A 26,924-nucleotide genomic window follows, 5' to 3' on the forward strand; every position below is an offset into this window, starting at 1 on the left:
TTTCGCCGCTCACGCGTAGAAAAGGACGATGACCAGTCCCTTCTCCCGCCCCGCGCTTGTCTGCAACGATCAGAGCGGCAGTCACGACGAGGCCGTCCTCGAACAGATCGTGGAAAGCTGCCGCGAGCATGGCGCGCCGCTCGCCGCGACCTTCGCGCTGCCCGACGATGAGATCCCGGGCGCCGCCGAACTCGCGCGGCGAGGCATCGACCTGCTGCTCGTCTGGACGGGTGACGGAACGATCAATGCGGCAGCGAGCAAGGCGGCCGGCTGGGACGGCGCCATCCTGCCGCTGCCCGGCGGCACGCTCAATCTTCTGTCAAAGGAACTGCACGGCGACCGGCCGGCGCCCGACATCCTGTCGGACGCGCTGCGAGGCAAGGGCCGGCGCCAGCCGGTGCCGATGATCCGGTCCGACAGCGGCGACGCCTTTATCACGATCGTCGCCGGCCCCGCGACGCGATGGGCCGAAGTGCGCGAGACGATGCGGCAGGACGGGCTGATCGAAGCGAGCCGGTCGGCGCCCGATGCGCTCGACGAAATGATGAACGCCCCCGGCGTCGCGGTGGCCGGGCATGGCCGGGCCTATCCGGCGATCATCCTCACCCCGACGGCGCACGGCATCCGCGCCGACGGCATATTGACCGAGGGCACTGCCGACGTGCTGCGCCATGGCCTCGCCTGGCTCGGCGGCGATTTTCGCGACGGGCCGAGCGAGGAGGTCGTCAGCGGCGAGACGATCATCCTCGAAAGCGCCGCTCCGATCAGCCTCGAATATGACGGCGAGCTTGGCGAAACGCCCTCGCCCGCGCGCTTCGGACTCGCCGCGAGCGCGGTGGACTTCGTCGCGACGGCATGACCCGGCTCTTTCATATCAGCGACCTGCATTTCGGGCTCGAGGATCGCGCCGCGCTCGCCTGGTTCGCCGATTGCGTGCGGCGCGAGGGTCCCGATGCGGTGCTGATCACGGGCGACCTCACGATGCGCGCGCGGACCCGCGAATTCGCGGCGGCGTGCGACTGGATCGGCGCGCTCGACGTGCCCGTGACCGTCGAGGTCGGCAATCACGACCTCCCCTATTTCAACCCCGTCGAACGCTTCTTCTTCCCCTATCGCCGCATTCGCGGGATCAGGCGGCTGGTCGAGCGCGAACTCGACCTGCCGGGCGTCGCGATCGTCCCGCTCAAGACGACCGCGCGCGCGCAATGGCGGCTCGACTGGTCGAAGGGATGGGTGACGCGGGAGGCGCTGGAAAAGACGCTCGCCGCAATCGATGCGCTGCCGGGCGGTACGACGGTGCTGGTTACCGCGCATCACCCGCTGGTCGAAGCCGGGACCAAAGGGCGCGCCTTGACCCGCGGCGGCGAGCGCGCGCTCGCGGCGCTGGCGAAGCGCGGCGTGGCGGCGGTGCTGACCGGCCATGTCCACGATGCCTTCGACCTCGTGAAGGCGACCGCCGCCGGACCGATCCGCATGATCGGGGCCGGCACGCTATCGCGGCGGATCCGCTCGACCCCGCCGGGCTTCAACGACCTGACCCTCGAAGGCGCGGCGATCGACGTCCGCGTGCGCAATCTCGATCATGTCCCGACCCCCGACATGCAGATCGACGATGTGCCGCCCGACGCGCTGCCGCCCCGCGAAGCCGGCGAACCGGTGGCGCCCGTTGCGGCGGTGCCGCGGGTCGATCCGCCGGTGCATTGACGCCACGCCGCATCCCGTTAGGTTGCAACAAAAAACGGGATGAGGATGATGCTCACAAAAGGCGACGATTATCCGTTGCATCAGACCAGCGAGCCGGTTGCGTTCGCCGGGACCGACCGCAACTTCTACGACCGCTATTTCTTCAACGGCTACAGCCCCGACGGGTCGGTCTTCTTCGCCGCCGCGATGGGCTTTTATCCGCAGCTCGGCATCGTGGACGCAAGTTTCTGCGTCATCGCCGACGGCGTGCAGCATAACCTCCGCGCCAGCCGGCGATCGGGCGGCGAGCGGCTGAACCTGTCGGTGGGGCCGATCGCGTTCGACATCGACCTTCCGCTCGAAATCGTCACATTGCGCATCGCACCTAATGACGGACCGCTCGCGGGCGAGCTTCGTTTCACCGGCCGCCATTTCCCGATCGAGGAACCGCGCTTCATCCGCCGCAACGGCACGCGCCTGTTCATGGATTATACCCGCATGACGCAGAACGGCCGTTGGTCGGGCTGGCTGTCGGCCGGCGGCAGGCGGATCGAGGTGGCGGACGGCTGGAGCGGCACCCGCGACCGCAGTTGGGGCATTCGCCCCGTCGGCGCCAGCGAACCGCAGCCGCCGCCCGAGGGCAATTTCAGCCAATTCTTCTGGCTGTGGACGCCGTGCAATTTCGCGGAGCGCTCGCTCTTCTTCCACAGCAACGACGACGGCGCGGGCCAGCCGTGGAACCGCCGTGCCGTGGTCGTCGGCGACGGCGGGGCCGAGCGGCATTTCGACGCCGCGACCTTTGACATCGAATGGCAGGCGCGATCGCGGCGGATTGCGAAGATGACCGCCGACCTCGGCGGCGGCCGGACATTGACGCTGACGCCCGCGGGGCCGGTCTTCGCGATGAGCGGGCTCGGCTATACCCACCCGGCATGGGCCCATGGTCTCGACCACGGGCCCGAACTCGCGGTCGCGCATGACAGCCTGTCCGAGGCAGACCGCGGCTGGGGCAATCCGCTGGCGATGCACATTCAGGCGCTCGTGACCGCCGAACTGATCGACGGCGGCAGCGTCCATCGCGGCACGGGCATGCTCGAACAATTGTTCGTCGGCCCGCATGATCCGACCGGCCTCACCGGCCTGATGGACCCCGCGCCTTGAGCTTTCCGACCTCGCCCGACGCCATGTCGCCCGAGTGGCTCGCGGAAAAATTGGGACAAGACCCCCAAGCACTGCGCGGCTTCACCGTCGCCAAGGTCGGCACCGGTCAGATGTGCGACAGCTACCGCCTCGCGCTCGATTGGGAAGACGGCGCCGCGGCGCCCGCCAGCGTCATCGCCAAATGCCCGAGCCATGACGAGGCGAGCCGCAACATTGCCAAGCTGACCGGCACCTATGTCAAGGAGGTCAGCTGGTATCGCGAACTCGCGGCGGACAGCGGCGTCGCCGCGCCGCGCTGCTATCATGCCGAAATCGCCGACGACGATGTCAATTTCGTGCTGATCCTGTCCGACCTCGCGCCGGCGCGGCAGGGCGACCAGCTCGCGGGGCTGGACCTCGCCGGGCTCCTCCCCTGCATCGAAGCCGCGGCCGGCCTGCACGCGCTGCTCTGGAACGATCCGCGGCTCGAGGCCTTGCCCTGGCTGTCGCGCGACAATGGCGATCTGATTCGCCACCTCTTTCCGCAACTCTACCTCGGCTTTCGCGAACGCTATGCGGCGCGGCTCGATCGGGACGTGCTCGACCTCGGGGCGGGAATCGTCGAGCGGCTCGATGCCTATCTGGCGCGCGCGCCCGCGGCGCGGACGATCGTTCACGGCGACCTCAGGATCGACAACATCCTCTTTGCCCCGGACGGCGGCCACTGCTGGCTCGTCGACTGGCAGACGCTGGGACGCGGCAGCGGCGCGAGCGACCTGGCCTATCTCGTGGGCACCAGCATCGCCGATCCCGTCGAGTGCGCGGCGGCCGACCGGCCGGCGTTCGATCACTGGATCGGCGCGCTCCAGCAGCTCGGCATCGCGCCCGACGAAGAGGGTTTGTGGACCGACTATCGGATCGGTGCGCTCAGCGGCTATTTCATGGCGGTTTTCGCGTCGATGAGCGTCGAGCGCACGACGCGCGGCGACGAGATGTTCGCCGTGATGGCCGAGCGTCCCGCGCGGCAGGCGCTGATGCTGGGGAGTCTGGAGTTGCTGTAGGCAATATCGGCTAGCGGCCGATTGCGGCCTCTTACATCGTCATTCCCGCGAAAGCGGGGACCCAGAGCGCGCGTAGGCTAATCCCACACTGGGTTCCCGCTTTCGCGGGAATGACGAAGGTAGAGAATGACAGCTCCCCACCCCAAAACAGACACGAAAAAGGGCGGCCCGTTGCCGGACCGCCCTTCCTTCTCCACCCGTCGGCGGAAAAACTTAACGCTTCGAGAACTGGAAGCTGCGGCGGGCCTTGGCCTTGCCGTACTTCTTGCGCTCGACCGCGCGGCTGTCGCGGGTCAGGAAGCCGGCCGCCTTGACCGGGCTGCGCAGCGCCGGTTCGAAGCGGGTCAGCGCCTGCGCGATGCCGTGCAGAACGGCGCCCGCCTGGCCCGACAGGCCGCCGCCCTTGACAGTCGCGACGACGTCATATTGGCCGACGCGCTCGGTCAGGCCGAAGGGCTGGTTGATGACGAGACGCAGCGTCGGACGCGCGAAATAGACTTCCTGGTCGCGGCCGTTGATCGTGATCTTGCCCGTGCCGGGCTTGACCCACACGCGGGCGACGGCGTCCTTGCGGCGGCCGGTCGCATAGGCGCGGCCCTGCTTGTCGACGATCTTTTCGCGGAGCGGAGCGGCCGGGGCCGCGGGAGCGACGGTGCCTTCGACGGCGCCGCCGAGATCCTTGAGATCGGTCATGGTCTGTTCGTCAGCCATTATGCACCCACCTTGTTCTTGCGGTTCATCGACGCGACGTCGATCACTTCGGGGTTCTGCCCTTCATGCGGATGTTCGGCGCCGGCGAAGATGCGCAGGTTGCGCATCTGCTGGCGGCCGAGCGGACCGCGCGGGATCATGCGTTCGACGGCCTTTTCGAGCACGCGCTCGGGGAAACGGCCTTCCAGCACCTTCGCGGGGCTGGTTTCCTTGATGCCGCCGGCATAGCCGGTGTGTTTGTAATACCGCTTGTCCTGCAGCTTCTTGCCGGTGAACGCCACCTTTTCGGCGTTGATGACGATGACATTGTCACCGCAATCGACGTGCGGGGTGAACGACGGCTTGTGCTTGCCGCGCAGGATGTTGGCGATGATCGTCGCGACGCGGCCCACGACGAGACCGTCGGCGTCGATCAGCACCCATTTCTTTTCGACCGTCGCGGCGTTCGCCGACTGGGTCGTCTTGGTCAGCGCCTTCATGGCACGCTCCTTGACAGATATGGACCGGAGCATGAGCGCCCCGAAACAGGGGCGCCGCCTGTCCCGTCGGGACGAAGCGGCGCTTCGGAGCGGGCCAATGGCGCCGGACAAGCAAAAAGTCAAGCACAGCGCGGCTTTGCTGACGGGTATTATGATACCCTTGGTTTCAAGAGGCCGGTTCCAGCGCGCGCACGCGCTCCTCGACCAGCCTGCGGCCGTCGCCGCCCGCCTCGACGATCCAGCTCTGGCGGCGCTCGCGCAGGACCAGCCCCGTATCACGGTCGACGGTCCACAGATTGTCGATCTGGAGCGGCTGGACCTTTCCGGCGACCGGCGCCGAATCGCGCTCGACCATGGCGATCGACCGCCGGGCGCCGTGGTCGGCTATCGATACCTCGCCATCCCCGGACGCCGCGCCGACGGGAATGGCATCGTTCGCCGGTGCGATCAGCGCGCGGATGTCGGCGGTCGCCAGCCGGTCGCGCTCGGCGGCGGGCAGCGCGGCGATCAATTGCGCCAATTGCTTCGCTTCGGGCCGATCCGCTTCGGCGCCGGCCTTCTCCATCCGCGCTGTCACCCGCTCCCACAACCGGTCGGGATCGACGAGATCGATCCGGCTGCCGTCAGGCGGAACCAGATAGGCGACGTCTTCGCCGACCAGCGGACTCAGCATCATCGTCAGCATGCGCGTCACCTCGGGCTCCGCGCCCGAATCGATCCGTTCGAGCACCGAATCGAGCCGATAGCCCCGTCCCGCCCGCTGCCATTGCAGCGCATAGACGAGCGCGAAATCGATCAGCGTCCCGTCGCGGCCGATCCGGCGCGTCGTCACGCGATAGCGCAGCGGCACGCCCAGGGGCGGTGCGAACCGGACCTGCGCGGTCGCGGCGGTCGGAACATCGCCCGACGCGGGCGCCGCCGGCGGCGGAGCCATCAGCAGCAGCAAGGCACCAAAAGCGCCCGCCGGCATCATGCGCCGCCGCGGCCGAGCCGGTGGAGCGATGCCGCGGCGGTCGCGACGAGGATCGCGCCGACGACCTGATGCAGCACGGCGATCCACATCGAAACCCCCGACACGACGGTCCAGATGCCGAGCAGCATCTGCGCCGCGACGACCGCGACGAGCAGCCGCGCCTCGCGCGCCGCGCCGCGCCGCGACAGCGTCCGCGCGAGGAGCAGCAAAGCGAGCGCCGCAATCCACGACCACCAGCGATGGAGGAAATGGATGAGGAAGGGATCGTTGGTCAGCGCGAGCCATGCGCCCCCCGTCCAGTCGATCCCCTCGGGCACGAAATGATCGTTCATCAGCGGCCAGGTGCTGGCGACATAGCCGGCGTTGAGCCCCGCGACCCAAGCGCCGAGCAGCAGCTGGACTACGAGGATCGCGATCACGGCGACCGCCGGGCCGGTCAGTCGCGCCGGACGCGCTGCGGGGTCGCGCGCCAGCGCGCCGAGATCGCGCGCCGTCCAGACGAGTCCAGCAAGCAGAAACAGCGCGGTCAACAGGTGCGCCGCGAGGCGGAAATGGCTGACGTCGGTGCGATATTCGAGGCCCGAAGCCACCATCCACCAGCCGATCGTGCCCTGGAGCCCGACGAGCGCCGCCAGCGCGAACAGGCGCCAGCCATAGCCAGCGGGGACGGCACGGCGGCAGGCGTACCAGATCAGCGGGACGACGAGCGCCATGCCGACCAGACGGCCGAGGATGCGGTGCAGCCATTCCCAGAAGAAGATCGCCTTGAACCCCGCGAGCGTCATGCCGAGGTTGATCGCCCGATATTCGGGGATCCGCTTGTATTTCTCAAATTCCTCGATCCACCCGGCCTCGGTCAGCGGCGGAATCACGCCCGAGACCGGCCGCCACTCGGTGATCGACAGGCCGGATTCGGTCAGGCGGGTGATGCCGCCGACGCCGACCACGATAATCACGAGCAGCGCGACGGCCCAGAGCCAGCGCGCCAGTGCGGCGGGACGGGGTTGCCGCGCAGCGGGCGCGGACGAGGTGGAAATCTGCGTCATCGCCGCCCTATCGACGCTTGCAGGGCGATAGGCAAGAGGCCGGGAAGCCGACCATGAGGGGAAATTCATGGTCGCGACAGGCACGCCTTGATAGGGGAAGACCGATGCCGCACCGCGCCCGATCGATCCTTGCCGTCCTGATGCTGTCGATAGCCGTGCCGTCGATGGCGGCGCCCGCCGAACCGTCGCCCTACTCCGCGTTGGCGGCGGCGGAGGCGCGCGTCGCGGCGATCGGCTTTCGCCTGACGACCGAAAACGCCGCCTGGTGCCCGGTGCGCCAGCCGCAGTTCGGCTGGATCTGGGGCGACCCGCGCCTTTACGACGCGGACCGGCGCGCCGAAGCGCTGGGGGTCTATGGCGCTGAAGATCAGACCCACGCCTTCATCGCCGCGCTGGCGCCGGCCTCGCCGGCCGCATCGACGGGGATCGGCGTCGGCACCCCGGTGACCGGTATCGGCGAAGCACCCGTCCCCGACGGCGCGGGCAAGCATCCCTTTGCGCGGATCACCGCGATCGAAACCTATCTCGCAGCGCTGCCCGCCGACGCCGCGCTTGCGCTCCATACCGGCGGGGGGCGCGTGGTCGACATCATGCCCAAGCCCGGGTGCGTCAGCGACTTTCGCGTCGAGGCGAACGAGAAACCGGGCGCCGTCGCCGATGGCCGCATGGTGCTCGTCAACCAGGGCCTCGTCGATTTTTCGCCCGACGACGCCGAACTGGCGGCGGCGATCGCGCACGAGCTGGCGCACAATATCCTGCGCCACCGCGCCCGGCTCGACGCGGCGGGGGTCGATCGCGGGCTGGCAAAGCAGTTCGGCCGCAACGCGCGCATGTTCAAGCAGACCGAGATCGAGGCCGACCGCCTGTCGGTGTGGCTGCTCGCCGGGGCGGGCTATGATCCCGCCGCAGCCGCGCGCTTCTGGTCGCGCTTCGGCCAGCGGAAGGGCCGGCCGCTGTTCCAGGCGAGCACCCATCCCTCTTGGCGCGACCGGGTCGCCGCGCTCGAAGCCGAAGCCGCCGCCATCGCCGCGGCGCGGATGCTCGGCCGGCCGCTGCACCCGCCGCTCATCGACGCGCCGCCGCCCTTGGAATAGGATGCGGCGCATCCTATTTGGGAGATATTCCCTTCTCCCCGACAAGGATCGCCATCATGACCCGTGAGACCGCCATTTTCGCCGGAGGCTGCTTCTGGTGTACCGAAGCCGTGTTCCAGTCGCTCGAAGGCGTCGATGGCGTCGAAAGCGGCTATATCGGCGGCACGGTCGCAAACCCGACCTACAAGCAGGTGTGCGGCGGCGATACCGGTCACGCCGAAGCGATCCGCATCGGCTTCGACCCCGCGGTCATTTCCTATGCCGACCTGCTCGACGTCTTCTTCGCGACGCACGATCCGACGCAGCTCAACCGCCAGGGCAACGACATTGGCACCCAATATCGCAGCGCGATCTTCCCGCTCGACGCCGCGCAGGCCGATGCCGCGCGCGCCGGGATCGCCCGCGCCGCGGCCGACTGGCCCGCGCCGATCGTCACAACGGTCGAAAGCGCGTCCGAATGGTATCCGGCCGAGGATTATCATCAGGCCTATTGGGACGGCGAAGGACAGCGCAACCCCTATTGCATGGCGGTCATTCCGCCGAAACTCGCCAAATTGCGCAAGGGATTCGGCGACCGCTTGCGGACGGCATAGAAGCGCCACGACATAAGCGGCGGTTGTTGCAATATGGCCGCATGACGTCACTTTTCATTGACTTTCCAATTGTTTTGACTAGCGGACGCGCCTTCGCTGGGGCAGGATGGCCCTGAAACACAGCTGGGGGCGCAGCCGGGTGCTGGCATCACTGTTATTGATCGGCGCGCTGGTGACGACGCCGCAGATGTCGGTTCAGGCGGCAAGCCAGTCGCTCGTCGAGGATAGCGCCGGCGGGATGACGCAGGCGGTCAACCGGATGATCGGCGGCATCGTGAGCTATGCTCGCTGGCCCGACGGGGGCCCCGCGGCGGGCCGGCAGATGTGCGTCGTCGGAACGCCTCGCCTCGCGCCCCGCATGGCCCCGGACACGCCGGGCCGGGGTTCGATTAGCGTCCGCGCGACCACCGCGGCCGGCGTCACCCCCGACTGCGACATCCTGTTCCTCGGCCGGATGCCCGTCGCCGACCGGCGGCAATTGATCGCCTGGGTGCGCGGCCGCCCGGTCCTGACGATCACCGACGATGACGCGGCGTGCATCTATGGCGCGATGTTCTGCCTCAACAGCCGCGCCGCGAGCCTCAGCTTCTCGGTCAATCTCGATGCGATCGGCCGCGGGCCGTTGCGGGTCGATCCGCGCGTGCTGCGCATCGGCTCCGGCGAGGGGGACGCATGATGAGCGGGTCGGACCGCCCTCGCCCCGCCCAACGCATCGGTGCGCGCACGACGCTGCAGAAACTGCTGTCGCGCTTCCACTTCGGCATCACGCTGTTCGCCGTCGCGCTGTCCGGCCTGACGATCCTGCTCGCCGGGGTGACGGCGCTGCGCGGCTATGCCGACCGCAACATGGAGCTGGCGGCGCAACTGGGCGCCTATGGCGTCGAGCCGGCGCTGGTATTCAACGACCCGGTCGCCGCGCGCGAAGGGCTCGAACCGCTGACCCGCATCCCCGGGATCGCACGGCTGCGCGTGCTCAACGACGTCGGCCAGCCGGTGACCGAATGGACGTCACCCACCGTCGATCCGGCACCGATGCTCAGCCGTATCTTCTTCCCCCGTCCTTTCGCGGTGACCGTCGAGCGCAATGGATCGGCGATCGGGACGATCGAGGTCTGGGGCGACAGTTCGACGCTGATCGACTATGTCCGGCTCGGCCTGCTCGCCGGGCTGGCCTGCCTGCTCGTCACTGCATTCGGCACGATTTTCCTGGCGCGGCGGTTCGAATATGAGCTCGTCAAGCCTTTGAACGAAATCGCGACCGTCGCGCACGACGTGCGGCTGCACCGCCGTTTCGACAAGCGGGTCCAGCCGCTCGGCATCGCCGAACTCGACCGGCTGGGCGGCGACATCAATGCCCTGCTCGACGAATTGCAGGGCTGGCAGGGTCATATGGAAAGCGAGCGCGCGATGCTCGCCCACCGGGCGTCGCACGACCCGCTAACCGCGATGCCGAACCGCGCCGCCTTCGACGAACAACTGGCGCGGCGCATCGACGACGCCGCCGCACGCGGCGGCCGCTTTGCGCTGCTGTTCATCGACGCCGACAATTTCAAGGCGGCCAACGACAATTTCGGCCATGCCGCGGGCGACGCGGTGCTCGTCGCGCTGTCGGCCTGCATCAAGGAGACGCTGCGCAAGGGTGATTTCGCTGCGCGCATCGGCGGCGACGAATTCGTCGTCATCATCGATCCCTTCGACGCCGACGCGGTCGCCGACGAACTCGCCAACCGGATCCGGGCCTGTGTGTCGCAACCGATCGCCTTGCCCGACGGACAGACCTATCGCGCATCGGTCAGCGTCGGGGTCGCGGTCTTCCCGGACGATGGCAGCAACGCGACCGCACTGCTTACCGCCGCCGACGCCGCCATGTATGCCGACAAATTGACCAACCGTTCCCGATGACCCCCGGAGAGACGCCGTGACTTACGCCTTCCCCCACCCCGTTCGCTTCGTCGCGGTCGCCATTTTGGCGCTGCTCCTCGCGGCGTGCCAGAGCGCGCCGCCCGCCAGCGGTTTCAGCGCGGCGCAAATCGCGACGCTCCGGTCGGAGGGTTTCGTCGATACCGGGCTCGGCTGGGAATTGAACATGCCCGAGCGCCTTCTCTTTCCTTCCGACCAGAGCAGCATCCCGGCCGATCAGCAAAAGCGGATCACCGACATCGCGGCCAAGCTCGTCTCGGTCGGGATCACGACCGCACGGGTCGAGGGACACACCGATTCGACCGGAGCTTCGGCCTATAATCTGTGGCTGTCGCAGGCGCGCGCCGAGGCGGTCGCGACACCGATGCAGGCGGGCGGGATGCGGTTCACCGCCGATCAGGTCGTCGGCCGCGGCGAGACCCTGCCCCTGTCGAGCAACGCGACGCCCGAAGGACGGCAGGACAACCGCCGCGTGGTCGTGATCGTCACGCCGCAATAGCGCGGCGCGCGCACCGTCGTCCTGCCCTTTCCTTGAGCGGTGTTCACCGCTAGGCCTTCGTCCATGAAACCGATCCGCAAAGCCGTCTTTCCCGTCGCCGGCCTCGGCACCCGCTTCCTGCCCGCGACCAAGGCCATCCCGAAGGAAATGCTGCCCGTCGTCGACCGGCCGCTGATCCAATATGCGGTCGACGAGGCGCGCGAAGCGGGGATCGAGCAGATGATCTTCGTCACCGGGCGCGGCAAAAGCGCGATCGAGGACCATTTCGACGTCGCCTTCGAACTCGAAAAGACGATGTCCGAACGCGGCAAGGATTTGTCGGTGCTCGAACCGACGCGGCTTGGCCCCGGCAATTGCGCCTATGTGCGGCAACAGGAGCCGCTCGGTTTGGGCCATGCGATCTGGTGCGCGCGCGACATCGTCGGCGACGAGCCCTTCGCGATCTTCCTGCCCGACGAATTCATGCACGGATCGCCCGGCTGCATGAAGCAGATGGTCGATGCCTATGCCCGCGTCGGCGGCAACCTGATCTCGGTGCTCGAAGTGCCGCGCGAACAGGTGTCCTCCTATGGCGTGATCGCGCCCGGCGCGCGCGACGGCGCGCTGACCGAGGTGACCGGCCTCGTCGAGAAACCGGCGGCCGATGCCGCGCCGTCGAACCTGATCATCTCGGGCCGCTATATCCTCCAGCCCGAAGTCATGCGCGTGCTCGAAGGGCAGGAGAAGGGCGCGGGGGGCGAAATCCAGCTCACCGATGCGATGGCGGCGATGATCGGCAACCAGCCTTTCCACGCCGTCACCTTCGACGGCGCGCGTTACGATTGCGGATCGAAGGCCGGCTATATCCAGGCCAATCTGGCGGTGGCGCTCGAACGCCGCGACATGGCGGACGAGGTCCGCGCCTTTGCGGTCGATCTGCTGAAATAGGACCGGCGGAGGCGGCTGCCCCCGCCGGAAAGACGATTATTCGCCCTCGATTTTCGGTTTCGGGAAGCTGTCGGCGCCGAGCAGCTTATAGAGCAGCCCCCCGACAAGGCCGCCAACAATCGGTGCGACCCAGAACAGCCACAATTGCTTGAACGCCAGCCCGCCGACGACGAGCGCGGGGCCGGTGCTGCGCGCCGGGTTGACCGAGGTATTGGTCACCGGGATCGAGATGAGGTGGATCAGCGTCAGCGCGAGGCCGATCGCCAGCGGGGCGAAGCCCGCGGGCGCGCGCCCGTCGGTCGAGCCCATGATGATCCACAGGAAGAAAGCGGTCAGCACGATCTCGATCAGCAGCCCCGACCAGATGTCGTAGCCGCCAGGCGATCCCTCGCCGAAGCCGTTCGCGGCAAGGCCGTTTGTCGCGAGATCATAGGCGGGACTGCCGCTCGCGATATAGAAGAGCACGAACGCCGCGACGATCGCGCCGAGCACTTGCGCAACGACATAGAGCGGAATGTCGCGCGCGTCGAAGCGCCCGCCGGCCCACAAGCCGACGGTGACCGCGGGATTGAGGTGACAGCCCGAAATATGGCCGATCGCATAGGCCATGGTGACGACCGTCAAGCCGAAAGCGAGCGCAACGCCGAGCAATCCGATCCCGACCTCGGGAAAGGCAGCGGCGAGGACCGCACTGCCGCAGCCGCCGAAAACGAGCCAGAACGTGCCGATAAACTCGGCCAAACCCTTTTGGATATTCGTCATGATGACCCTCCTCCCCGCCGATGGCCTCAGACGCCTCCGGCGCGGGCGGTATCCTATCAGCGTTGCGGAATCGGGCAAGCGCTTGTTCAAGCGCGCGGAATCAGGCGGCGGCGACCGCTTCGACGAAGTGCTGCGCGCGCTGGTGCAGCGACTGCGCCGCTTCGGTGAGCCCCGCCGACAAGCGGCCGAGCGTCCGGGCGCCGTCCCCCACCGCGGTCGCGCCATGGCCGATCTCGCGAACGCGCGCGTCGATCTCGCGCCCGGCGAACACCGCTTGCTCGACATAGCTCGCGATCGTCAGCGTCGTCGCACTCTGCCCGTCGACCGCGCGATCGATCGCGTCGGAAAAACCGTTGTTCGCATCGATCGCCTTCTCGACCTCGTCGAATCCCGCCGCAACCTGCCCGACGATGTCGCGGATCCGGTCGATATATTGGCTGATGTCGCCCGCCGCGACGCGCGTCTGGCCGGCAAGCGTCTTCACTTCGGATGCGACCACGGCGAAACCGCGACCGGCATCGCCCGCCCGCGCCGCCTCGATCCCGGCGTTGAGCGCGAGCATGTTGGTGCGGCTCGCCATGTCGACGATCAGCGCGAGCATCTGCTCGATCGACTGGCTGGCCGTCTTCAGCGCCGCCGCCCGCTCGCTGGCCTGCCTGATCTTGCCGTGCGCCTCGCCGCGGACCGCGCGGGCGCGCGACCCGTCGTCGACGATCTTCACCATCGTCGCGGCCAGCGCATGGCCGCGATCGCCAAGGTCCCGAAGCCCGGCGAGCGTCTGCGCCGTCGCTCCCGCGACGGTCACCGCGTCGCGGCCCGTCTGCTGCGCGCGCTCGGACAACGCGCCGGCAACCGCCTCGACCTTCTTCGCCATTTCGGAGAGCGTCGCGGCGAGCGCCGCAATGTCCTGCTGAAACCGCCGCCCGGCGTCGTCGATATGGGTCGCGCGCGTGGCGCGTTCCTGCGCCAGTTCGACTTCGCGCAGCATCGCGAGCTTGGCAAGCTGGCCGCCATCGAGCGTCTCGACGAACCGGCCCGCGCGCGTCAGGATCAGTTCCTGCTGCCCCGCCGACCGCGCGGCGACCCGCAGAAGGTCGGTCGTCGATCGCGCGACGTCGGCGGTCGCACAAGGCTCGATCAGCGAGGCGATCGACCCACCGATCGTCGGATTCTGCATCAGTGAAAACCAGAAGGGGCAGAAGAGCAGTTCGCGCACACGCTGTTCGCGAATGATGCCGATCGGGCGATCCCCCGCATCGACCACGGCGAGCGCGCGCAATTGCGGATTGCGGCGGAACAGGTCGATGACCTCGGACATATGCGCGTCGGCGCCGATCGCGGACGCATGGCCCGACGCCGGCGTAAAGGCATGTCCGATGGCGTTCATTCGATCCTCTTCAAGTAGCGACGCGGTTCGCGCCCCGACTAGAGCCAGAGGGTAAATAGTAATTTAACCATTTATTTCAGTGATATGACACATGAACCGAAGCGGCCGTCGTCCCGTCGCAATATTCTGTTCAGACGAAGGCGATTATGCGATGGGACGCCCGGTCGGCAGGAGAATGAAATGCGCGGTGTAATCGTTGCGGCATTGGCCGCGCCCCTGCTCGCCGGCTGTGTCGGCGCGGTGAAGTCCGTGGTGACCGCGCCGGTGAAGGCCGTCGGCCAGGTCGCCGACTGGTCGACGACCAGCCAGGACGAATCCGACCGCAATCGCGGCCGCGAATTGCGCAAGAGCGAAGAGCGCGTCGGCAAATTGTCGCGCCAGCGCGACAAGGCGGTCGAGAAATGCCGCGACGGCGATGAGGAGCAGTGCCGGCGCGCCGAGGTGCTCGAGCATGAGATCGAGGCCGAAATGGCGGCGCCGCGCTAGATCGATCATCCTTATTTGAATCGTCATCCCGGCGAAGGCTGGGATGACGGAAAACGGAAGGCCGGGTGGAGGGCGAACCGGTACCGCTTTCGCCATCAGGCGAAGATGATCAACGCACCCGCCGTCCGGTCCATACGACGCGGCCGATCAGCTGGATCGCCGCCATCGGCAAATCGTCCCAGCTGCGATAATGCGGATTGTCGCTGATCACCGAAATGCGTCCCTGCCCCGGCGCGCGCGCGATACGCTTCACCATCAGCACATCGTCCATGCGCAGCACATAGATGCCGTCGCGCAGCCGCGCCGCGGCATCCCCGCCATCGACCAGAATATCGTCGCCGTCGTCGAGGGTCGGCGCCATCGAATCGCCTTCGACACGAATGATGCTGAGCGCGCGCGGATCGGCGCCGAGGTCGCGCAGCCATTTGGGATCGAAAGCGACCTCGCCCTCGACCGGTTCGCCGTCGACGCTCGCCCCCGCGCCCGCCGATGCGCCGATCGCCAGTTTCGGCACGAGGACCATCCCGGGTCCGCGCCCGCGTGCCGGGGTCGCGACGCGCTGCACCGGCCCGCCGAGCATCGCCTCCGACACGCCGAGATAGGCGGCGATGCGGGCACGGTCCTGCTCCGCGAGCCGCCGCGGCGAGCCGCGCTTGATATATTGCTGGATATAGGCGGGGTTGCGCCCGATCACCTGCGACAGGCGCGCATAATCGATGCCCTTGTCGGCGAGGAGGCGATCGAGCGCGGCGCGGGGGTCGTGAACGAAATCGGTCATGGGATCGTGCGGGGCTGGTCCTTCCTATTTCGTATCTAGCAAGAGGATTTTTCCTAGACAAGTAGGAAATCGACTGTCAACAGATAGGAAATATCCTATCGGGTGAGTCGCCCGGTTTCGAGCGCGAGCAGGGAGGACATGATGGAGCGCAGTCTGTTGCAACGGATCGAGGCCTTTCTGAAGGAATCGGCCATGCCGCCCAGCGTGTTCGGCCGGGCCGCGGCGCGCGATCCGTGCCTCGTCAGCGATCTGCGCAGGGGCCGCGCGCCGGGACGCGCAATCATAGGCCGCGTGGAGCATTTCATGAGCCAATGGCGCGCCGACCAGCGCGTCGGCCATGTCGCCCCTTTGGGCGATCGCCGAACGCGTGCCTTCTGGCGCCTTGATGCGGGGAGCGAAGCATGATGCGCTGGTCCCCCGCCCTGCCGCCGCGTCCCGGCTGTCCGCATCGGCGGCTGCGCCGTCTGCTGACGCGCGAATTGCCGCATGGCCTCTCTCCCGGCGCCTCGACCTTCCGGCCCTGGGCGAGCGCGAGCTTCGTCGGCGCGCGTCACATCTTTCCTTGCGCGCTGGCGGCGGGCGATGCGGCCGCGACGCGGCGCGCGCTGCAGGACAAGCTCGGGGCGGCCGAATGGACGCTGCCCGGGCATATCGTCGCCGATGTCGCGGTGGAATGCGGGCCCGACCCGCAGACGTTGCGGATCGAGATATTGACGGTCGAGGATTAGGCTCTGGCCGAGAGCATGAGCCTCTTTGACTGAATAGGCTGTGTGCTCCCGCGGAGGCGGGAGCCCATCTTCCGCCGGCGCCATCTTGAACCGGCGGGAGATGGGTCCCCGCCTTCGCGGGGACACTCGGCGTTTTGCATATAGGGGAAGGATTCGCCGAGAAATCCCTACAAATCCTAGTCGAAACCGATCATGGTCTAACCGGCCGACTGGCGCGTCATCCGCTGTAGGGTGGAGAGCGCGGCTTCGAGCGCGAAATCGACCTCGGGCTCGTCTTCGGCCGCTAAGTCCGTCGCCGCCGGGATCGCCGCCTTCGCGACCGCATCCTGACGCCGGCGCGCCAGCCCCGCCTCGAACCGCGCGACCATCGCGCCGAGCGATGTATCCGCGGGATCGGGCGAAGGAGGCAGCGCGGTCATTTCGGCGGGTTGCAACCAGGGCGCGTCGTCGCCGAAATCCTCTTCGGGAGCAAGGTCGGCGAGGACCAGTTCGTCTTCGGCTTCTTCGTCTTCCTGTTGTTCGAAGGCTTCGACCGCCGCTCCGCCGCGCCACGGATCGAATTCGGCGGGCTCGTAGATGCTGGCCGATCCGACCGCGCCCAGCCCGCCCGCCGGCAGATCGCGGCCCGCGCGGATCGGCGGGCGCGGCGGATCGTCGGGATGCAGATCGACGCGGCGGCGCGTCAGGACGGGTTCGTCATCATCCTCCGCCACTTCGGCGGCGCGGCGGAAAGGATTGCGCAGCGCGGTCAGACCGGCGGCCTCGGGTCGCGCGATCAGCAGCGCGACGAGCCCGGCGATCACGGCGGCGACCGCCGACATGCCGAGCGCGAGCGCGAGCCGTCCGCCATTGCCGATCGGCGGGACGAACAGATCGGACAGGCGGTCGAGGTAAAGATTCCAGCTGATCGCGGCGACCCATGAAAAGGGCATCAGCGCGGCGAACAGGAAGGTCAGCGCCGCGGCGCCGATCACCGCCGGAATCGCGGGCTGGAGCGCGCGCAGCAGCTCGGTTGCTGCAGCCTTGACCCGGTTCTCGCTGGCTTCTTCCATATCGTCCCAAATCCATCGGCCCGCCGGGCCATCCTGACTTATCATCGAACGCCCTCAGGCGCCGCGCAGCAATCGCTGGTAAACCGGCTCGTAACGTAAAATGTTTGATGACCAGTTACGATGGCTTTCGACAAAAATACGTGCGGTTCGCCGGCGTTCGGGCCACATCGCCCGATTTTCGAGCAGGCGAGCGAGCGCCCCGGCAATCGCGGCCGGGTCATCGGGCGCGAACAGCGTCCCCGTCGCGCCATCCTCGATCAGCTCGCGGTGCCCGCCGACGTCGGACGCCGCGACCAGCTTGCCCTGCGCCATCGCCTCGAGCGGTTTCAAGGGCGTGACAAGGTCGGTCAGGCGCATTTTCTTGCGCGGATAGGCGAGAATGTCGATCAGCGAATAATAACGCTCGACCTCAGTGTGCGGGACGCGGCCCACGAAATGGATTTGCGCCGCGGCGGGCGAGGCCGCGGCCTGCGCCTTGAGCGCGGTCTCCATGGGCCCGCCGCCGACCAGCAGCAACCGCGCCCCGGGCTGCGCGGCGACCAGCGCGGGCATCGCCGCGATCAGATCGTCGATCCCCTCATAGTCGTAGAAGCTGCCGATATAGCCGATCACGACATCGCCGGCGGCCAGGCCCAGACTTTCGGCGAGCCCATCGTCGCGTGGCGGCGGATCGCCGAACAGGTCGAGGTCGACGCCGTTCGGCGATACGACGATCTTGTCGGCGTCGATGCCGCGCGCGATCAGGTCGCCGCGCAGCCCTTCGCAGATCACCGCGACCGCATCGGCCGCCTTTACCGCATGGGTTTCGAGCTTTTTGGTCAGCCGGTAACGCAAGCTGCCCTCGCGTCCGGTGCCGTTGCCGACCGCTGCATCCTCCCAGAATGCGCGGATTTCATAGATGACGGGGATACCGAGCTTCTTGCCGGCGCGCAGCGCCGCAAGCCCGTCGAGAACGGGAGAATGGGCGTGAAGCACATCGGGCTTCCACCCCTTCGCCAGTGCCTCGACGCGCTTCGCCAAGGCGCCGATCTCGCGCCATTCCCGGATCGGCGAGCGCATGGGCGCGATCAGCGGAGTGCGGTAAAAGGTCAGCCCTTCGACCGTTTCGACATCGGGTCCGGGTTCGGGATGGCGCACGCCGGTGACCCCCGCGACCTCCCACCCCTTGGCAAGCTGCGCCTTCATCAGCGCGCGGGTGCGAAAGGTGTAGCCGCTGTGCGCGGGCAAGCTATGGTCGAGGACATGCAATATTCGGGTCATCGTTGATGTCCCTGACATACAAGCCTTAACGCGGCGTCAACCCAGATCGCGTAGCGGGAGCCGACATGGTCGACAATTTCTCCATTGGCCTGACGCACGTCTTGATGGCGATTGCACTCTGGCGCCTGCTCTATCGCGACGATCTCGACCGCGAAGTGAGCCCGCGCATGCTGTGGCAGCAGCGCCGCGACGCCGAACGCGCCGAAGCGGATGCCCGCCCCGATGCGTGACATCGCCTTTGTCGCCTTTCTCTTCGCCTTCATCGGGCTCGGCTTTCGCAAGCCGTTCCTGTTCGTGCTGTGCTTTTGCTATATCGACATCGTCGCGCCGCAGCGGCTCAGCTATTTCCTCATCAACTCGATCCCGATCTCGCTGATCGTCTTCGGGCTGGCGATCACCGGCTGGCTCGCGGTCGACGACAAGAAGGATGTCCGGTGGTCGGGACGGCAATTCCTGCTGGTCGCGCTGCTCCTCTATTGCTGGATGACGACGATCCAGGCCGACTTCCCGGTCGAAGCCGCCGACAAATGGAGCTGGGTGTGGAAGGCGCTCGTCTGGGCGATCTTCCTGCCGCTCACGCTCCGGACCAAGCTGCGCATCGAATCGCTGGTCCTCGTCATGCTGCTGTCAGCGGCGGCGATCGCGATCGCGGGCGGAATCAAGACCGTGACGGGCGGCGGCGGCTATGGCACGCTGCAATTGCTGCTCAACGAGAATTACGGCCTCTATGAAGGGTCGATCATGTCGGCGGTGGGCATTTCGATCATCCCGCTGATCTTCTGGTATCGCAGGCATGGCACGATCTTTCCGCCCGACTGGCGGGTGTCGCTCTTCTGCTTCGCGCTGGTCTTCGCCTGCGCGCTGCTCCCCGTCGGCACGCAGGCGCGCACCGGGCTCGTCTGCCTCGTCATCCTCGCGGTCCTGTCGCTGCGCGCGGTGAAGCATCGCTTCCTCTATATGGCGGGTGCGGGGCTGCTGGCCGTCGCCGCCATCCCCTTCCTGCCGCAAAGCTTTACCGAGCGGATGGAGACGATCCGCGACCACAAGTCCGACCAGTCGGCATCGACGCGCGTCGCGGTGTGGGCGTGGACGTGGGAATATGCGAAGGAAAATCCCTTCGGCGGCGGCTTCGAAGCCTATATCCAGAACCATGTCCGCGTCGAAAGAGCGGCGAGCGGCTATGACCCCGACGCCCCGCAAAATGACGAGCCGACGGTCTATGAGGAACATTCGCGCGCCTATCATTCGAGCTATTTCGAGATGCTCGGCGAACAGGGTTATCCCGGGCTCGCGCTGTGGCTGTTGCTGCACGCGGTCGGGCTGCTGCGGATGGAACAGCTCCGCCGCCGCTACCTCAAGACGCGGCGCGCCGAGGAGCAATGGATCGCGCCGCTCGCGACCGCGCTCCAGCATGGTCATATCGTCTATATGATCGGGTCGCTGTTCGTCGGCATCGCCTTCCAGCCCTTCATCTATATGATGCTCGCGCTCGAAATGGGGCTGTCGACCTATGTGCGCCGCCGCGGGCAGGAGGCGGGATGGCGCCCGCTGACCGCGCGCCCGGCACAGGTTCCCGCGCGCCATCCGGTGGCGAACTCCGGCTGATCCCGGAACCATTGGGCGCGCCAGGGCGCTATGGACGCATGGCCGCGACCCGCCTTGTCCATGTCGACGACAGCCTGCCCGGCATCGGCCGCGAGCGTTCGGGGGCCGGCTGGCGCTATCGCGATGCCAAGGGCAAGATCATCCGCGACCGCGACGAAATCGACCGCCTCAACGCGATTGCACTGCCTCCGGCTTATGAGGACGCCTGGTTCTGTCCGGCACCGAACGGGCATATCCTCGCGACCGGCTACGACGCGCGCGGGCGCAAGCAATATCGATATCACCCCGACTTCCGGACGGCGCGCGAGGCGGACAAATATGACCGCTGCGCCGCTTTCGGCCACGCGCTGCCGCTGCTCCGCGCGCGCCTTGCCGACGATCTGGCGCGGCGGACCTTGTGCGCGGAACGCATCGTCGCGGCGGTCGTGCGCCTGCTCGACCTCGCCGCGCTGCGTATCGGAAACGAGGAATATGTCGCCGCGAACAAGAGCTTCGGCGCGACGACGCTGCGCCAGCGCCACGCAAAGGCGTCGGGCCGGACGCTGCGCCTTCGATATGCCGCAAAGGGCGGCGCGAAACGCGACGTGACGATCAGCGACCGCAGCCTGTCGACGCTGGTGCGCCGACTGCAGGATCTGCCGGGGCAGAAGCTCTTCCAATATGAGGATGCGGACGGCCTGTGCGCGGTCGGGTCGGAGGATGTGAACGCCTATATCCGCGAAGCGATGGGCGAGGAGTTCAGCGCCAAGCATTTCCGGACCTGGTCGGCCAGCGTCGAGGCCTTTGCTTTCCTTTACGACGCGCCCGAGCCGCCGCCGCTGAAAGCCATGCTCGAACATGTCGCCGACCGCCTCGGCAACACGCCCGCGATCGCGCGCAAGGCCTATGTTCATCCGGCGATGATCGCGGCGGCGCAGGAGCGCGCGGACTTTGCGGCGATGGCCGGAAGGCTGCCACGCGCGACACGCTATCTTTCGCGTTACGAGCGCGGATTTTTGACCTATCTGGAGCAGGCGCCCGCCGCCGCGGTGCTGCTTCGATCCGCCTGATCCGATTCTAGAGGACCCCCAAGGACCGCTGCATGACTTTCTTCCCGATCGCCGCCGCGACCACCGCCGCCCCGAAAGCCGCGCCCGCCCGGGCCCCGGCGACCAACCCGATCGAGGATATGCAACGCTATTGGGACATGAGCGCCGCGTGGGTGAACAGCCACTGGCTGCAGATCGGAGTGGCGATCGGCGCCGGCCTCGCCATCTATTTCCTCTTGTCGATGCTCCGCCGCTTCGCGCTGAAACACGCCCAGTCGGCTGAGGGCGAGCTGACGCTCACCCACATCGCGGGACGCGTGATCCACAAGACCAAGTCGTTCGTGCTCGCGATCGTCGCGATCCGCATGGTCGCGGGCTATGCGCAGCCGCCCGCGATGATCATGCAGGTCATCCATTTCGTCTTCATCGTCGCGGTCGTGCTGCAGGTCGCGATCTGGGCACGCGAAATCCTGCTCGGGCTGATCCGACGCCGCGCCGCCGAAGGCCATAATGAAACGCTCAGCAATGCGATGGGCATCATCCGCCTGTTGATCAGCGTCGCGCTGTTCGCGATCGCGGGCATCGTGATCCTCGACAATATGGGGGTCAACGTCACCGGCCTGATCGCCGGCCTCGGCATCGGCGGCATCGCGATCGGCCTCGCGGCGCAGGGCATCTTCTCCGACCTCTTCGCCTCGCTCTCGATCATCTTCGACCGGCCGTTCCGCGTCGGCGAGACGATCAAATATGACACGAGCACCGCAACGGTCGAGCGGATCGGGCTCAAGAGCACGCGGCTGCGCTCGGTCAACGGCGAGCTCCTCGTCATCTCGAACACCAATCTGCTGGCGAAGGAGATCACCAATTTCGCGCACCTCCATCGCCGCCGGGTGACCTTCACGATCGGGGTGATCTATCAGACGACGCCCGCGATGCTGCGCGACCTGCCCGCACTGCTCGAGGAGCAGGTGAAGACGGCAGGGCAGGAGTTCATCCGTTCGAGCTTCGTCACCTTCGGCCCGTCGAGTCTCGACTTCGAATTGATCTTCGACGTGTTCAGCGACGATTATGACGTCGTCACCGCCGCGCGCACGGACGTCGCGATCCGCCTGTTCGAAGCGATGGCGAAAGCCGGATATGAATTTGCCTATCCGACCCAGACGACTTTTACCGCGGCGCCCGACGGCTCGATGATTCTCCCCTATGCCGAGAGTGTGACGATGAAGCCCCCAAAGCCTCCGAAGGCTGACGCTACGGCGCCGTAGCCAAAGCCCTTGGCCCTTGTGCAACGCGGCAAGAGGGGCCTAGAACGCGCCCCGAACCAGCAATTGAGGGGATGACATATGGCCGCCATCACGCCGCAGGACCTGCAAGCCAAAGTGGGCGAACATCTCGGCACGTCCGAATGGGTGCTCGTCGATCAGGAGATGATCAACAAGTTCGCCGACGCGACGGGCGACCATCAATTCATCCATGTCGACGAGGAAAAGGCCAGGCTCACCCCCTTCGGCGGCACGATCGCGCACGGCTTCCTGACGTTGTCGCTGATCCCGATGCTCGGCGCGCGTACCGATGGGCCGAAGATCGAGGGCGTCAAGATGGGCGTCAACTATGGCGGCAACAAGGTCCGCTTCCTCGCCCCTGTCCGCTCGGGCAAGCGCGTGCGCAGCCATGTGAAGCTGCTCGAGCTCGAAGAGAAACGCCCCGGCCAGTGGCAGCAGACCAATGAAGTGACGATCGAGATCGAGGGCGAGGAAAAGCCCGCGCTGATCGCCGAATGGATCAGCCAGTTCTTCGTCTAAAGCATAGCTTTCCTGGCGGACCTCCCCCGTTAAGATAACCGGAACCAGAAAGAAGGACCCCTATCATGCGTGACGCCGTTATCGTTTCCACCGCCCGAACGCCCATCACCAAGGCCCACCGCGGCGAATTCAACCAGACCCCAGGCCCCACGCTGGCCGCCTACGCCGTGCGCGCCGCGGTCGAGCGCGCCGGCCTCGAAGGCGGGGAGATCGACGACGTGCTGTTCGGCGCCGCGATGCAGCAGGGATCGCAGACGATGAACATCGGCCGCCTCGTCGCACTCCGCGCCGGCCTGCCCGTCACCGTCCCCGGCATGTCGATCGACCGCCAGTGCTCGTCGGGCCTGATGACGATCGCGACCGCCGCGAAGCAGATCATCGTCGACCGGCAGGACATCGCGGTCGCCGGCGGCATCGAGTCGATCTCGAAGGTCAGCGGCAGCGGCAAGGTGTTCATCGAGACCGACGCCGAGCTGATCGCGATGCACAAGGACACCTATATGCCGATGATCGGCACCGCCGAGGTCGTCGCGAAGCGTTACAACATCAGCCGCGAAGCGCAGGACGAATATTCGCTCCAGTCGCAGCAGCGCACCGCCGCCGCGCAGGCCGCGGGCAAATATGACGACGAGATCGTCGCGTGCAAGGCGACGATGGCGGTGGTGAACAAGGAAACCAAGGAAGTCAGCTTCAAGGACGTCGTCGCCGACAAGGACGAGTGCAACCGTCCCGACACGACGCTCGAAGGGCTCGCGAGCCTGAAGCCGGTGATGGGCGAAGGCCACACGATCACCGCAGGCAATGCGAGCCAGCTCGCCGACGGCTCGTCGGCCTGCGTCGTGATGGAAGCCAAGGTCGCGGAAAAACGGGGATTGCAGCCCCTGGGGCGTTATGTCGGCATGGCGGTCGCGGGCACCGAGCCCGACGAAATGGGCATCGGCCCGGTTTTCGCGATCCCCAAGCTGCTCGAACGCTTCGAGCTCAAGATGGACGACATCGGCCTGTGGGAACTCAACGAAGCCTTCGCGGTGCAGGTCCTCTACTGCCGCGACAAGCTCGGCATCCCGAACGAGCTGCTCAACGTCAACGGCGGCTCGATCTCGATCGGCCACCCGTTCGGCATGACCGGCGCGCGCTGCGTCGGCCACGCGCTGATCGAGGGCAAGCGCCGCGGCGTCAAATATGCCGTCGTCACCATGTGCATCGGCGGCGGTCAGGGCGCAGCGGGCCTGTTCGAGGTCTTCTGATTTGCGTTTGAACGCACCGCGTATCGAGCCGGTCGGCTTGGACCGGCTCGATGCCGATCAGCGCGCCGCGCTCGAACCCTTTCTTGCCACCGATGGCGGCAAGGTCGGGGGCGGCAAGATCCTCAACATCTTCCGCACCCTTGCCCATGCGCCCAAGGCGCTCACCGCCTTTCTCGGCTGGGGCAATTATATCCTGTCGAAGCGCAACGCGCTCAGCCCGCGGAATCGCGAACTCGTCATCCTGCGTACCGGCTATAATTGCCGTTCGGGCTATGAATGGACGCAGCACAAGCGCATGGGGCTCGACTGCGGCCTTTCCGAAACCGAGATCGAGCGGATCAAGGCCGGCCCCGATGGGCAAGGCTGGAACGACCTCGACCGCGCGATGCTGCGCGCGACCGACGAACTGACGATCGGCCATTTCCTGACCGACGCGACATGGGCCGCGCTGGCGCCGCTCGGCGACAAGGGTCGCATGGACCTCGTCATGACCGTCGGCCAATACACCCAGGTATCGATGATCCTGAACAGCTTTGGCATCCAGGTCGAGGAAGGCTGGACCGTCGATCCCGACCTGAGGGCCTGATTACAAGAGGAGAGAAGATGAGCAGCATCGGCATCATCGCGACCCTGCGCGTGCAGCCCGGCAAGGAAGAGGCCTTCGAAGGCGTCTTCGCCGAACTCGCCGCCGCCGTCCGCGCGAACGAGCCCGGCAACAGCTATTACAAGCTGTTCCGCGCCGCGGAGGCGGGCGTCTACAAGGTCATGGAATGTTATGACGACGAAACCGCCGTCGAAGCGCACCGCGCCTCGGACCACTTCCGCACCCTCGGCGCAAAACTCGGCCCGTGCCTTGCGGGCGCGCCCGAGATCGAGACGCTAAGCGCAGCCTGAGTGGCGGGTATCGACCGATTACGGACCTATCCTACATCGTCACCCCGGACTTGATCCGAGGTCCATTCACGCAGCGTGGAAAGAGTGGATCCCGGATCAAGTCCGGGATAACGAGGGGCTGAAATCAACCGATTGCGGGCCTCTTACATCGTCATCCCCGCGAAAGCGGGGACCCAGAACGCGCGTAGGCTGATCCCACACTGGGTTCCCGCTTTCGCGGGAATGACGAAGGTAGGGAATGGCTGCCCCCCACCGCTATGTCGTCAGCCGATCTCCGCAATCTCCCCGGCCCGGTCGCCGATCACGTAACGCGGCCCGGCGCCGCGCTGCGCGGCCTTGTCCTCGCGATTGTAGAGCCCGCATTTCTTGAGCGACAGGCAACCGCAGCCGATGCACTGGTCGAGCAGCCCGCGCGTTCGCGTCAGCGCCGCGATCTGCGCGTCGATTCGCGCGCGGAGCCCGGTGCTGATCCGCGTCCAGTCGGCGCCGTTGGGCGTACGCCCCGCGGGCAATCGGCCAAGCTCGTCGCCGATTTCCTCGAGGCTCAGCCCCATCTGCTGCGCGATGAGGATGAAGGAGACGCGGCGAATGTCGGCCCGCAGGAAGCGACGTTGCCCGCCGCCGGTGCGCAGCGCCTCGATCAGTCCCCTCGCCTCGTAAAAGCGGATCGCCGACACCGCGACGCCGGTGCGCGCGGCGAGTTCGCCGATGGCGATCAGGTCGGTCCGGTGCATGACACGCACTCCTCGCTTTTCGCTTGATCTAAACCTCACTTGAGCTTTCATAAGCCGCTGCGTCAACCCGAATCAGGAGCTTTTTCGTGACGCATCCCTTCATCGAGCATGTGAATCTGACCGTCAGCGATCCCGACCGCACCGCCGGCATCCTGTCGGCGATCTTCGGCTGGCACGAACGTTGGCGCGGCCCCGCACGCGATGGCGGGCGCACGATTCACCTCGGCAGCGAAGCCGCCTATGTCGCGCTCTACACCGGTCCCGACGGCGAGCAGGGGGATATACGCTATCCCAAGGGCGAACCGCTCAATCATGTCGGGGTGCAGGTCGACGATCTCGACACGATCGAGATGCGCGTGAAGGCGGTCGGGCTCACCCCGTTCAGCCATGGCGACTATGAACCCGGCCGCCGCTTCTATTTCCTCGATCCCGACGGCATCGAATATGAAGTCGTCAGCTATGCGGAGCCGCGGCCGCGCTGAACCGGGCAACGACCGGCCATCTGCGGCGTTGATCGGTCATCAAGGGGGGGAACGAAAGGAGCCGTTCCCATGAGCGACGACATCAAGAAGCAGTTCTGGAAAGCCCTCGCCGCCAGCCCCTATCTCATGGTCGGCGCGACCGGCGAACGCGAGCATCATATCCCGATGAACGCACAGCTCGACAAGGATGCTCACGGGGCCTTCTGGTTCTTCACTGCGACCGATAACCGCCTCGCGGCGGGTGGTCCGGCGATGGCGCAATTCGCCTCGAAAGGCCACGACCTGTTCGCCTGCATTTCGGGAACGCTGGTGCGGGAGAATGATCGCGCGGTGCTCGACAAATTGTGGAACAACAGCATCGCGGCCTGGTATCCGGACGGCAAGGACGATCCCAAGCTCGTCCTGCTGCGTTTCGACCTCGACGACGCCGAAATCTGGACCGCCGACCCAAGCGTCAAGGGCATGTTCAAGCTCGCCACCGGCATGACGATGAAGAAAAGTGAACTCGGCCAGCACGCCACCGTGGCGCTTTAAAGGCGTCGCCCCCGCGAAG

Annotated in this window: 33 protein-coding genes; 23 read left to right on the top strand and 10 right to left on the bottom strand. The window is 66.8% G+C overall.

All coding sequences use genetic code 11. The annotated features are described in order from the left end of the window. Positions 1–28: 28 nt before the first annotated feature. The 4 genes from QZL87_RS13495 to QZL87_RS13510 are packed head-to-tail and all read left to right on the top strand — an operon-like array spanning position 29 to position 3,884. Positions 29–859 (top strand): diacylglycerol kinase family protein, encoded by an 831-nt coding sequence (locus QZL87_RS13495; protein WP_295320259.1) that lies wholly within the window; start codon positions 29–31, stop codon positions 857–859. After that, positions 856–1,704 carry a metallophosphoesterase gene (locus QZL87_RS13500; RefSeq protein ID WP_295320261.1) on the top strand — a complete coding sequence of 283 codons (849 nt, stop codon included), beginning with the start codon at positions 856–858 and terminating at the stop codon, positions 1,702–1,704. The genes QZL87_RS13495 and QZL87_RS13500 overlap by 4 nt, the downstream gene beginning before the upstream one ends. A 45-nt stretch (positions 1,705–1,749) precedes the next feature. After that, entirely contained in the window at positions 1,750–2,844 is a 1,095-nt protein-coding gene (locus tag QZL87_RS13505) for a hypothetical protein (RefSeq protein WP_362987456.1), read from the top strand. Beyond that, positions 2,841–3,884 (top strand): aminoglycoside phosphotransferase family protein, encoded by a 1,044-nt coding sequence (locus QZL87_RS13510; RefSeq protein ID WP_295320263.1) that lies wholly within the window; start codon positions 2,841–2,843, stop codon positions 3,882–3,884. The genes QZL87_RS13505 and QZL87_RS13510 overlap by 4 nt, the downstream gene beginning before the upstream one ends. Positions 3,885–4,097: 213 nt before the next feature. Here the strand turns inward: QZL87_RS13510 and rpsI are convergent, their stop codons facing one another. The 4 genes from rpsI to QZL87_RS13530 form a co-directional block, all read right to left on the bottom strand. Then, entirely contained in the window at positions 4,098–4,595 is a 498-nt protein-coding gene (gene rpsI / locus QZL87_RS13515) for a 30S ribosomal protein S9 (protein WP_295320265.1), read from the bottom strand. Beyond that, positions 4,595–5,074 carry a 50S ribosomal protein L13 gene (rplM, locus tag QZL87_RS13520; RefSeq protein WP_295320267.1) on the bottom strand — a complete coding sequence of 160 codons (480 nt, stop codon included), beginning with the start codon at positions 5,072–5,074 and terminating at the stop codon, positions 4,595–4,597. Before rplM ends, rpsI begins: the two co-directional genes overlap by 1 nt. A gap of 166 nt (positions 5,075–5,240) precedes the next feature. Then, positions 5,241–6,008 carry a hypothetical protein gene (locus QZL87_RS13525; protein ID WP_295320269.1) on the bottom strand — a complete coding sequence of 256 codons (768 nt, stop codon included), beginning with the start codon at positions 6,006–6,008 and terminating at the stop codon, positions 5,241–5,243. A 35-nt stretch (positions 6,009–6,043) separates the two neighbouring features. Beyond that, positions 6,044–7,093, bottom strand: coding sequence for a COX15/CtaA family protein (locus QZL87_RS13530; protein ID WP_295320271.1), 1,050 nt, complete (start codon positions 7,091–7,093; stop codon positions 6,044–6,046). Positions 7,094–7,197: 104 nt separating this feature from the next. Here QZL87_RS13530 and QZL87_RS13535 point away from each other — a divergent pair, with 104 nt between their 5' ends. The 6 genes from QZL87_RS13535 (at position 7,198) to galU (ending at position 12,126) form a co-directional block, all read left to right on the top strand. Continuing rightward, positions 7,198–8,187, top strand: coding sequence for a M48 family metallopeptidase (locus QZL87_RS13535; protein WP_295320273.1), 990 nt, complete (start codon positions 7,198–7,200; stop codon positions 8,185–8,187). 56 nt (positions 8,188–8,243) lie between these two features. Beyond that, entirely contained in the window at positions 8,244–8,780 is a 537-nt protein-coding gene (gene msrA / locus QZL87_RS13540; protein ID WP_295320275.1) for a peptide-methionine (S)-S-oxide reductase MsrA, read from the top strand. 106 nt (positions 8,781–8,886) lie between these two features. After that, positions 8,887–9,456 (top strand): YfiR family protein, encoded by a 570-nt coding sequence (locus QZL87_RS13545; protein ID WP_295320278.1) that lies wholly within the window; start codon positions 8,887–8,889, stop codon positions 9,454–9,456. Continuing rightward, a complete protein-coding gene (locus tag QZL87_RS13550) occupies positions 9,453–10,682 on the top strand; it encodes a diguanylate cyclase (RefSeq protein WP_295320281.1) in 1,230 nt (409 codons plus the stop codon). The genes QZL87_RS13545 and QZL87_RS13550 overlap by 4 nt, the downstream gene beginning before the upstream one ends. 16 nt (positions 10,683–10,698) lie before the next feature. Next, a complete protein-coding gene (locus QZL87_RS13555; RefSeq protein WP_295320283.1) occupies positions 10,699–11,199 on the top strand; it encodes an OmpA family protein in 501 nt (166 codons plus the stop codon). 63 nt (positions 11,200–11,262) lie between these two features. Further along, positions 11,263–12,126 carry a UTP--glucose-1-phosphate uridylyltransferase GalU gene (gene galU, locus QZL87_RS13560; protein WP_295320285.1) on the top strand — a complete coding sequence of 288 codons (864 nt, stop codon included), beginning with the start codon at positions 11,263–11,265 and terminating at the stop codon, positions 12,124–12,126. A 36-nt stretch (positions 12,127–12,162) separates the two neighbouring features. Here the strand turns inward: galU and aqpZ are convergent, their stop codons facing one another. Both aqpZ and QZL87_RS13570 read right to left on the bottom strand, forming a co-directional pair. After that, positions 12,163–12,888: an aquaporin Z gene (aqpZ, locus tag QZL87_RS13565; protein WP_295320288.1), complete on the bottom strand. Its 726-nt coding sequence runs from the start codon at positions 12,886–12,888 to the stop codon at positions 12,163–12,165. Between the two features lie 100 nt (positions 12,889–12,988). Continuing rightward, positions 12,989–14,275 (bottom strand): methyl-accepting chemotaxis protein, encoded by a 1,287-nt coding sequence (locus QZL87_RS13570; protein WP_295320291.1) that lies wholly within the window; start codon positions 14,273–14,275, stop codon positions 12,989–12,991. A gap of 180 nt (positions 14,276–14,455) precedes the next feature. Here QZL87_RS13570 and QZL87_RS13575 point away from each other — a divergent pair, with 180 nt between their 5' ends. Further along, positions 14,456–14,761 (top strand): hypothetical protein, encoded by a 306-nt coding sequence (locus tag QZL87_RS13575; protein ID WP_295320294.1) that lies wholly within the window; start codon positions 14,456–14,458, stop codon positions 14,759–14,761. A 109-nt stretch (positions 14,762–14,870) separates the two neighbouring features. On the opposite strand, the gene QZL87_RS13580 is transcribed toward QZL87_RS13575, so the two are convergent. Next, the gene (locus tag QZL87_RS13580) at positions 14,871–15,539 is read right to left on the bottom strand and encodes a S24 family peptidase (RefSeq protein WP_295320296.1); all 669 of its coding nucleotides are present in this window, start codon (positions 15,537–15,539) and stop codon (positions 14,871–14,873) included. A gap of 141 nt (positions 15,540–15,680) precedes the next feature. Between QZL87_RS13580 and QZL87_RS13585 the strand changes: the two genes are divergently transcribed. Next, on the top strand, positions 15,681–15,944 hold the full coding sequence (locus QZL87_RS13585; RefSeq protein WP_295320299.1) for a hypothetical protein: 264 nt from the start codon (positions 15,681–15,683) through the stop codon (positions 15,942–15,944). Beyond that, on the top strand, positions 15,941–16,267 hold the full coding sequence (locus QZL87_RS13590) for a hypothetical protein (protein WP_295320302.1): 327 nt from the start codon (positions 15,941–15,943) through the stop codon (positions 16,265–16,267). The genes QZL87_RS13585 and QZL87_RS13590 overlap by 4 nt, the downstream gene beginning before the upstream one ends. Positions 16,268–16,464: 197 nt before the next feature. Here the strand turns inward: QZL87_RS13590 and QZL87_RS13595 are convergent, their stop codons facing one another. Beyond that, a complete protein-coding gene (locus tag QZL87_RS13595) occupies positions 16,465–17,319 on the bottom strand; it encodes a hypothetical protein (RefSeq protein WP_295320305.1) in 855 nt (284 codons plus the stop codon). A gap of 54 nt (positions 17,320–17,373) precedes the next feature. Continuing rightward, positions 17,374–18,579, bottom strand: coding sequence for a TIGR04063 family PEP-CTERM/XrtA system glycosyltransferase (locus QZL87_RS13600; protein ID WP_295320307.1), 1,206 nt, complete (start codon positions 18,577–18,579; stop codon positions 17,374–17,376). A 65-nt stretch (positions 18,580–18,644) separates the two neighbouring features. Here QZL87_RS13600 and QZL87_RS13605 point away from each other — a divergent pair, with 65 nt between their 5' ends. The 8 genes from QZL87_RS13605 (at position 18,645) to QZL87_RS13640 (ending at position 25,155) form a co-directional block, all read left to right on the top strand. Then, on the top strand, positions 18,645–18,809 hold the full coding sequence (locus QZL87_RS13605; protein WP_295320309.1) for a hypothetical protein: 165 nt from the start codon (positions 18,645–18,647) through the stop codon (positions 18,807–18,809). Continuing rightward, positions 18,802–20,184, top strand: coding sequence for a putative O-glycosylation ligase, exosortase A system-associated (locus QZL87_RS13610; protein ID WP_295320312.1), 1,383 nt, complete (start codon positions 18,802–18,804; stop codon positions 20,182–20,184). Before QZL87_RS13605 ends, QZL87_RS13610 begins: the two co-directional genes overlap by 8 nt. A gap of 38 nt (positions 20,185–20,222) precedes the next feature. Continuing rightward, positions 20,223–21,233: a DNA topoisomerase IB gene (locus tag QZL87_RS13615; RefSeq protein WP_295320314.1), complete on the top strand. Its 1,011-nt coding sequence runs from the start codon at positions 20,223–20,225 to the stop codon at positions 21,231–21,233. A gap of 32 nt (positions 21,234–21,265) precedes the next feature. Further along, positions 21,266–22,477 (top strand): mechanosensitive ion channel domain-containing protein, encoded by a 1,212-nt coding sequence (locus tag QZL87_RS13620; RefSeq protein WP_295320317.1) that lies wholly within the window; start codon positions 21,266–21,268, stop codon positions 22,475–22,477. 78 nt (positions 22,478–22,555) lie between these two features. Then, complete coding sequence (locus QZL87_RS13625) at positions 22,556–23,014, top strand: MaoC family dehydratase (protein WP_295320318.1); 459 nt, start codon at positions 22,556–22,558, stop codon at positions 23,012–23,014. 65 nt (positions 23,015–23,079) lie between these two features. Continuing rightward, positions 23,080–24,261 (top strand): acetyl-CoA C-acyltransferase, encoded by a 1,182-nt coding sequence (locus QZL87_RS13630; protein WP_295320321.1) that lies wholly within the window; start codon positions 23,080–23,082, stop codon positions 24,259–24,261. A gap of 37 nt (positions 24,262–24,298) precedes the next feature. Next, the gene (locus QZL87_RS13635; RefSeq protein WP_295320325.1) at positions 24,299–24,847 is read left to right on the top strand and encodes a carboxymuconolactone decarboxylase family protein; all 549 of its coding nucleotides are present in this window, start codon (positions 24,299–24,301) and stop codon (positions 24,845–24,847) included. A gap of 17 nt (positions 24,848–24,864) precedes the next feature. Continuing rightward, entirely contained in the window at positions 24,865–25,155 is a 291-nt protein-coding gene (locus tag QZL87_RS13640) for a putative quinol monooxygenase (protein WP_295320327.1), read from the top strand. A gap of 263 nt (positions 25,156–25,418) precedes the next feature. Here the strand turns inward: QZL87_RS13640 and soxR are convergent, their stop codons facing one another. Continuing rightward, positions 25,419–25,889: a redox-sensitive transcriptional activator SoxR gene (gene soxR / locus QZL87_RS13645; protein WP_295320329.1), complete on the bottom strand. Its 471-nt coding sequence runs from the start codon at positions 25,887–25,889 to the stop codon at positions 25,419–25,421. Positions 25,890–25,975: 86 nt separating this feature from the next. Here soxR and QZL87_RS13650 point away from each other — a divergent pair, with 86 nt between their 5' ends. Then, positions 25,976–26,371 carry a VOC family protein gene (locus tag QZL87_RS13650; protein ID WP_295320331.1) on the top strand — a complete coding sequence of 132 codons (396 nt, stop codon included), beginning with the start codon at positions 25,976–25,978 and terminating at the stop codon, positions 26,369–26,371. A 69-nt stretch (positions 26,372–26,440) separates the two neighbouring features. Beyond that, the gene (locus QZL87_RS13655; RefSeq protein WP_295320333.1) at positions 26,441–26,905 is read left to right on the top strand and encodes a pyridoxamine 5'-phosphate oxidase family protein; all 465 of its coding nucleotides are present in this window, start codon (positions 26,441–26,443) and stop codon (positions 26,903–26,905) included. Positions 26,906–26,924: the final 19 nt, after the last annotated feature.

It is taken from the genome of uncultured Sphingopyxis sp. (genome assembly GCF_900078365.1).
In the GTDB taxonomy this organism is placed as follows: Bacteria; Pseudomonadota; Alphaproteobacteria; order Sphingomonadales; family Sphingomonadaceae; genus Sphingopyxis.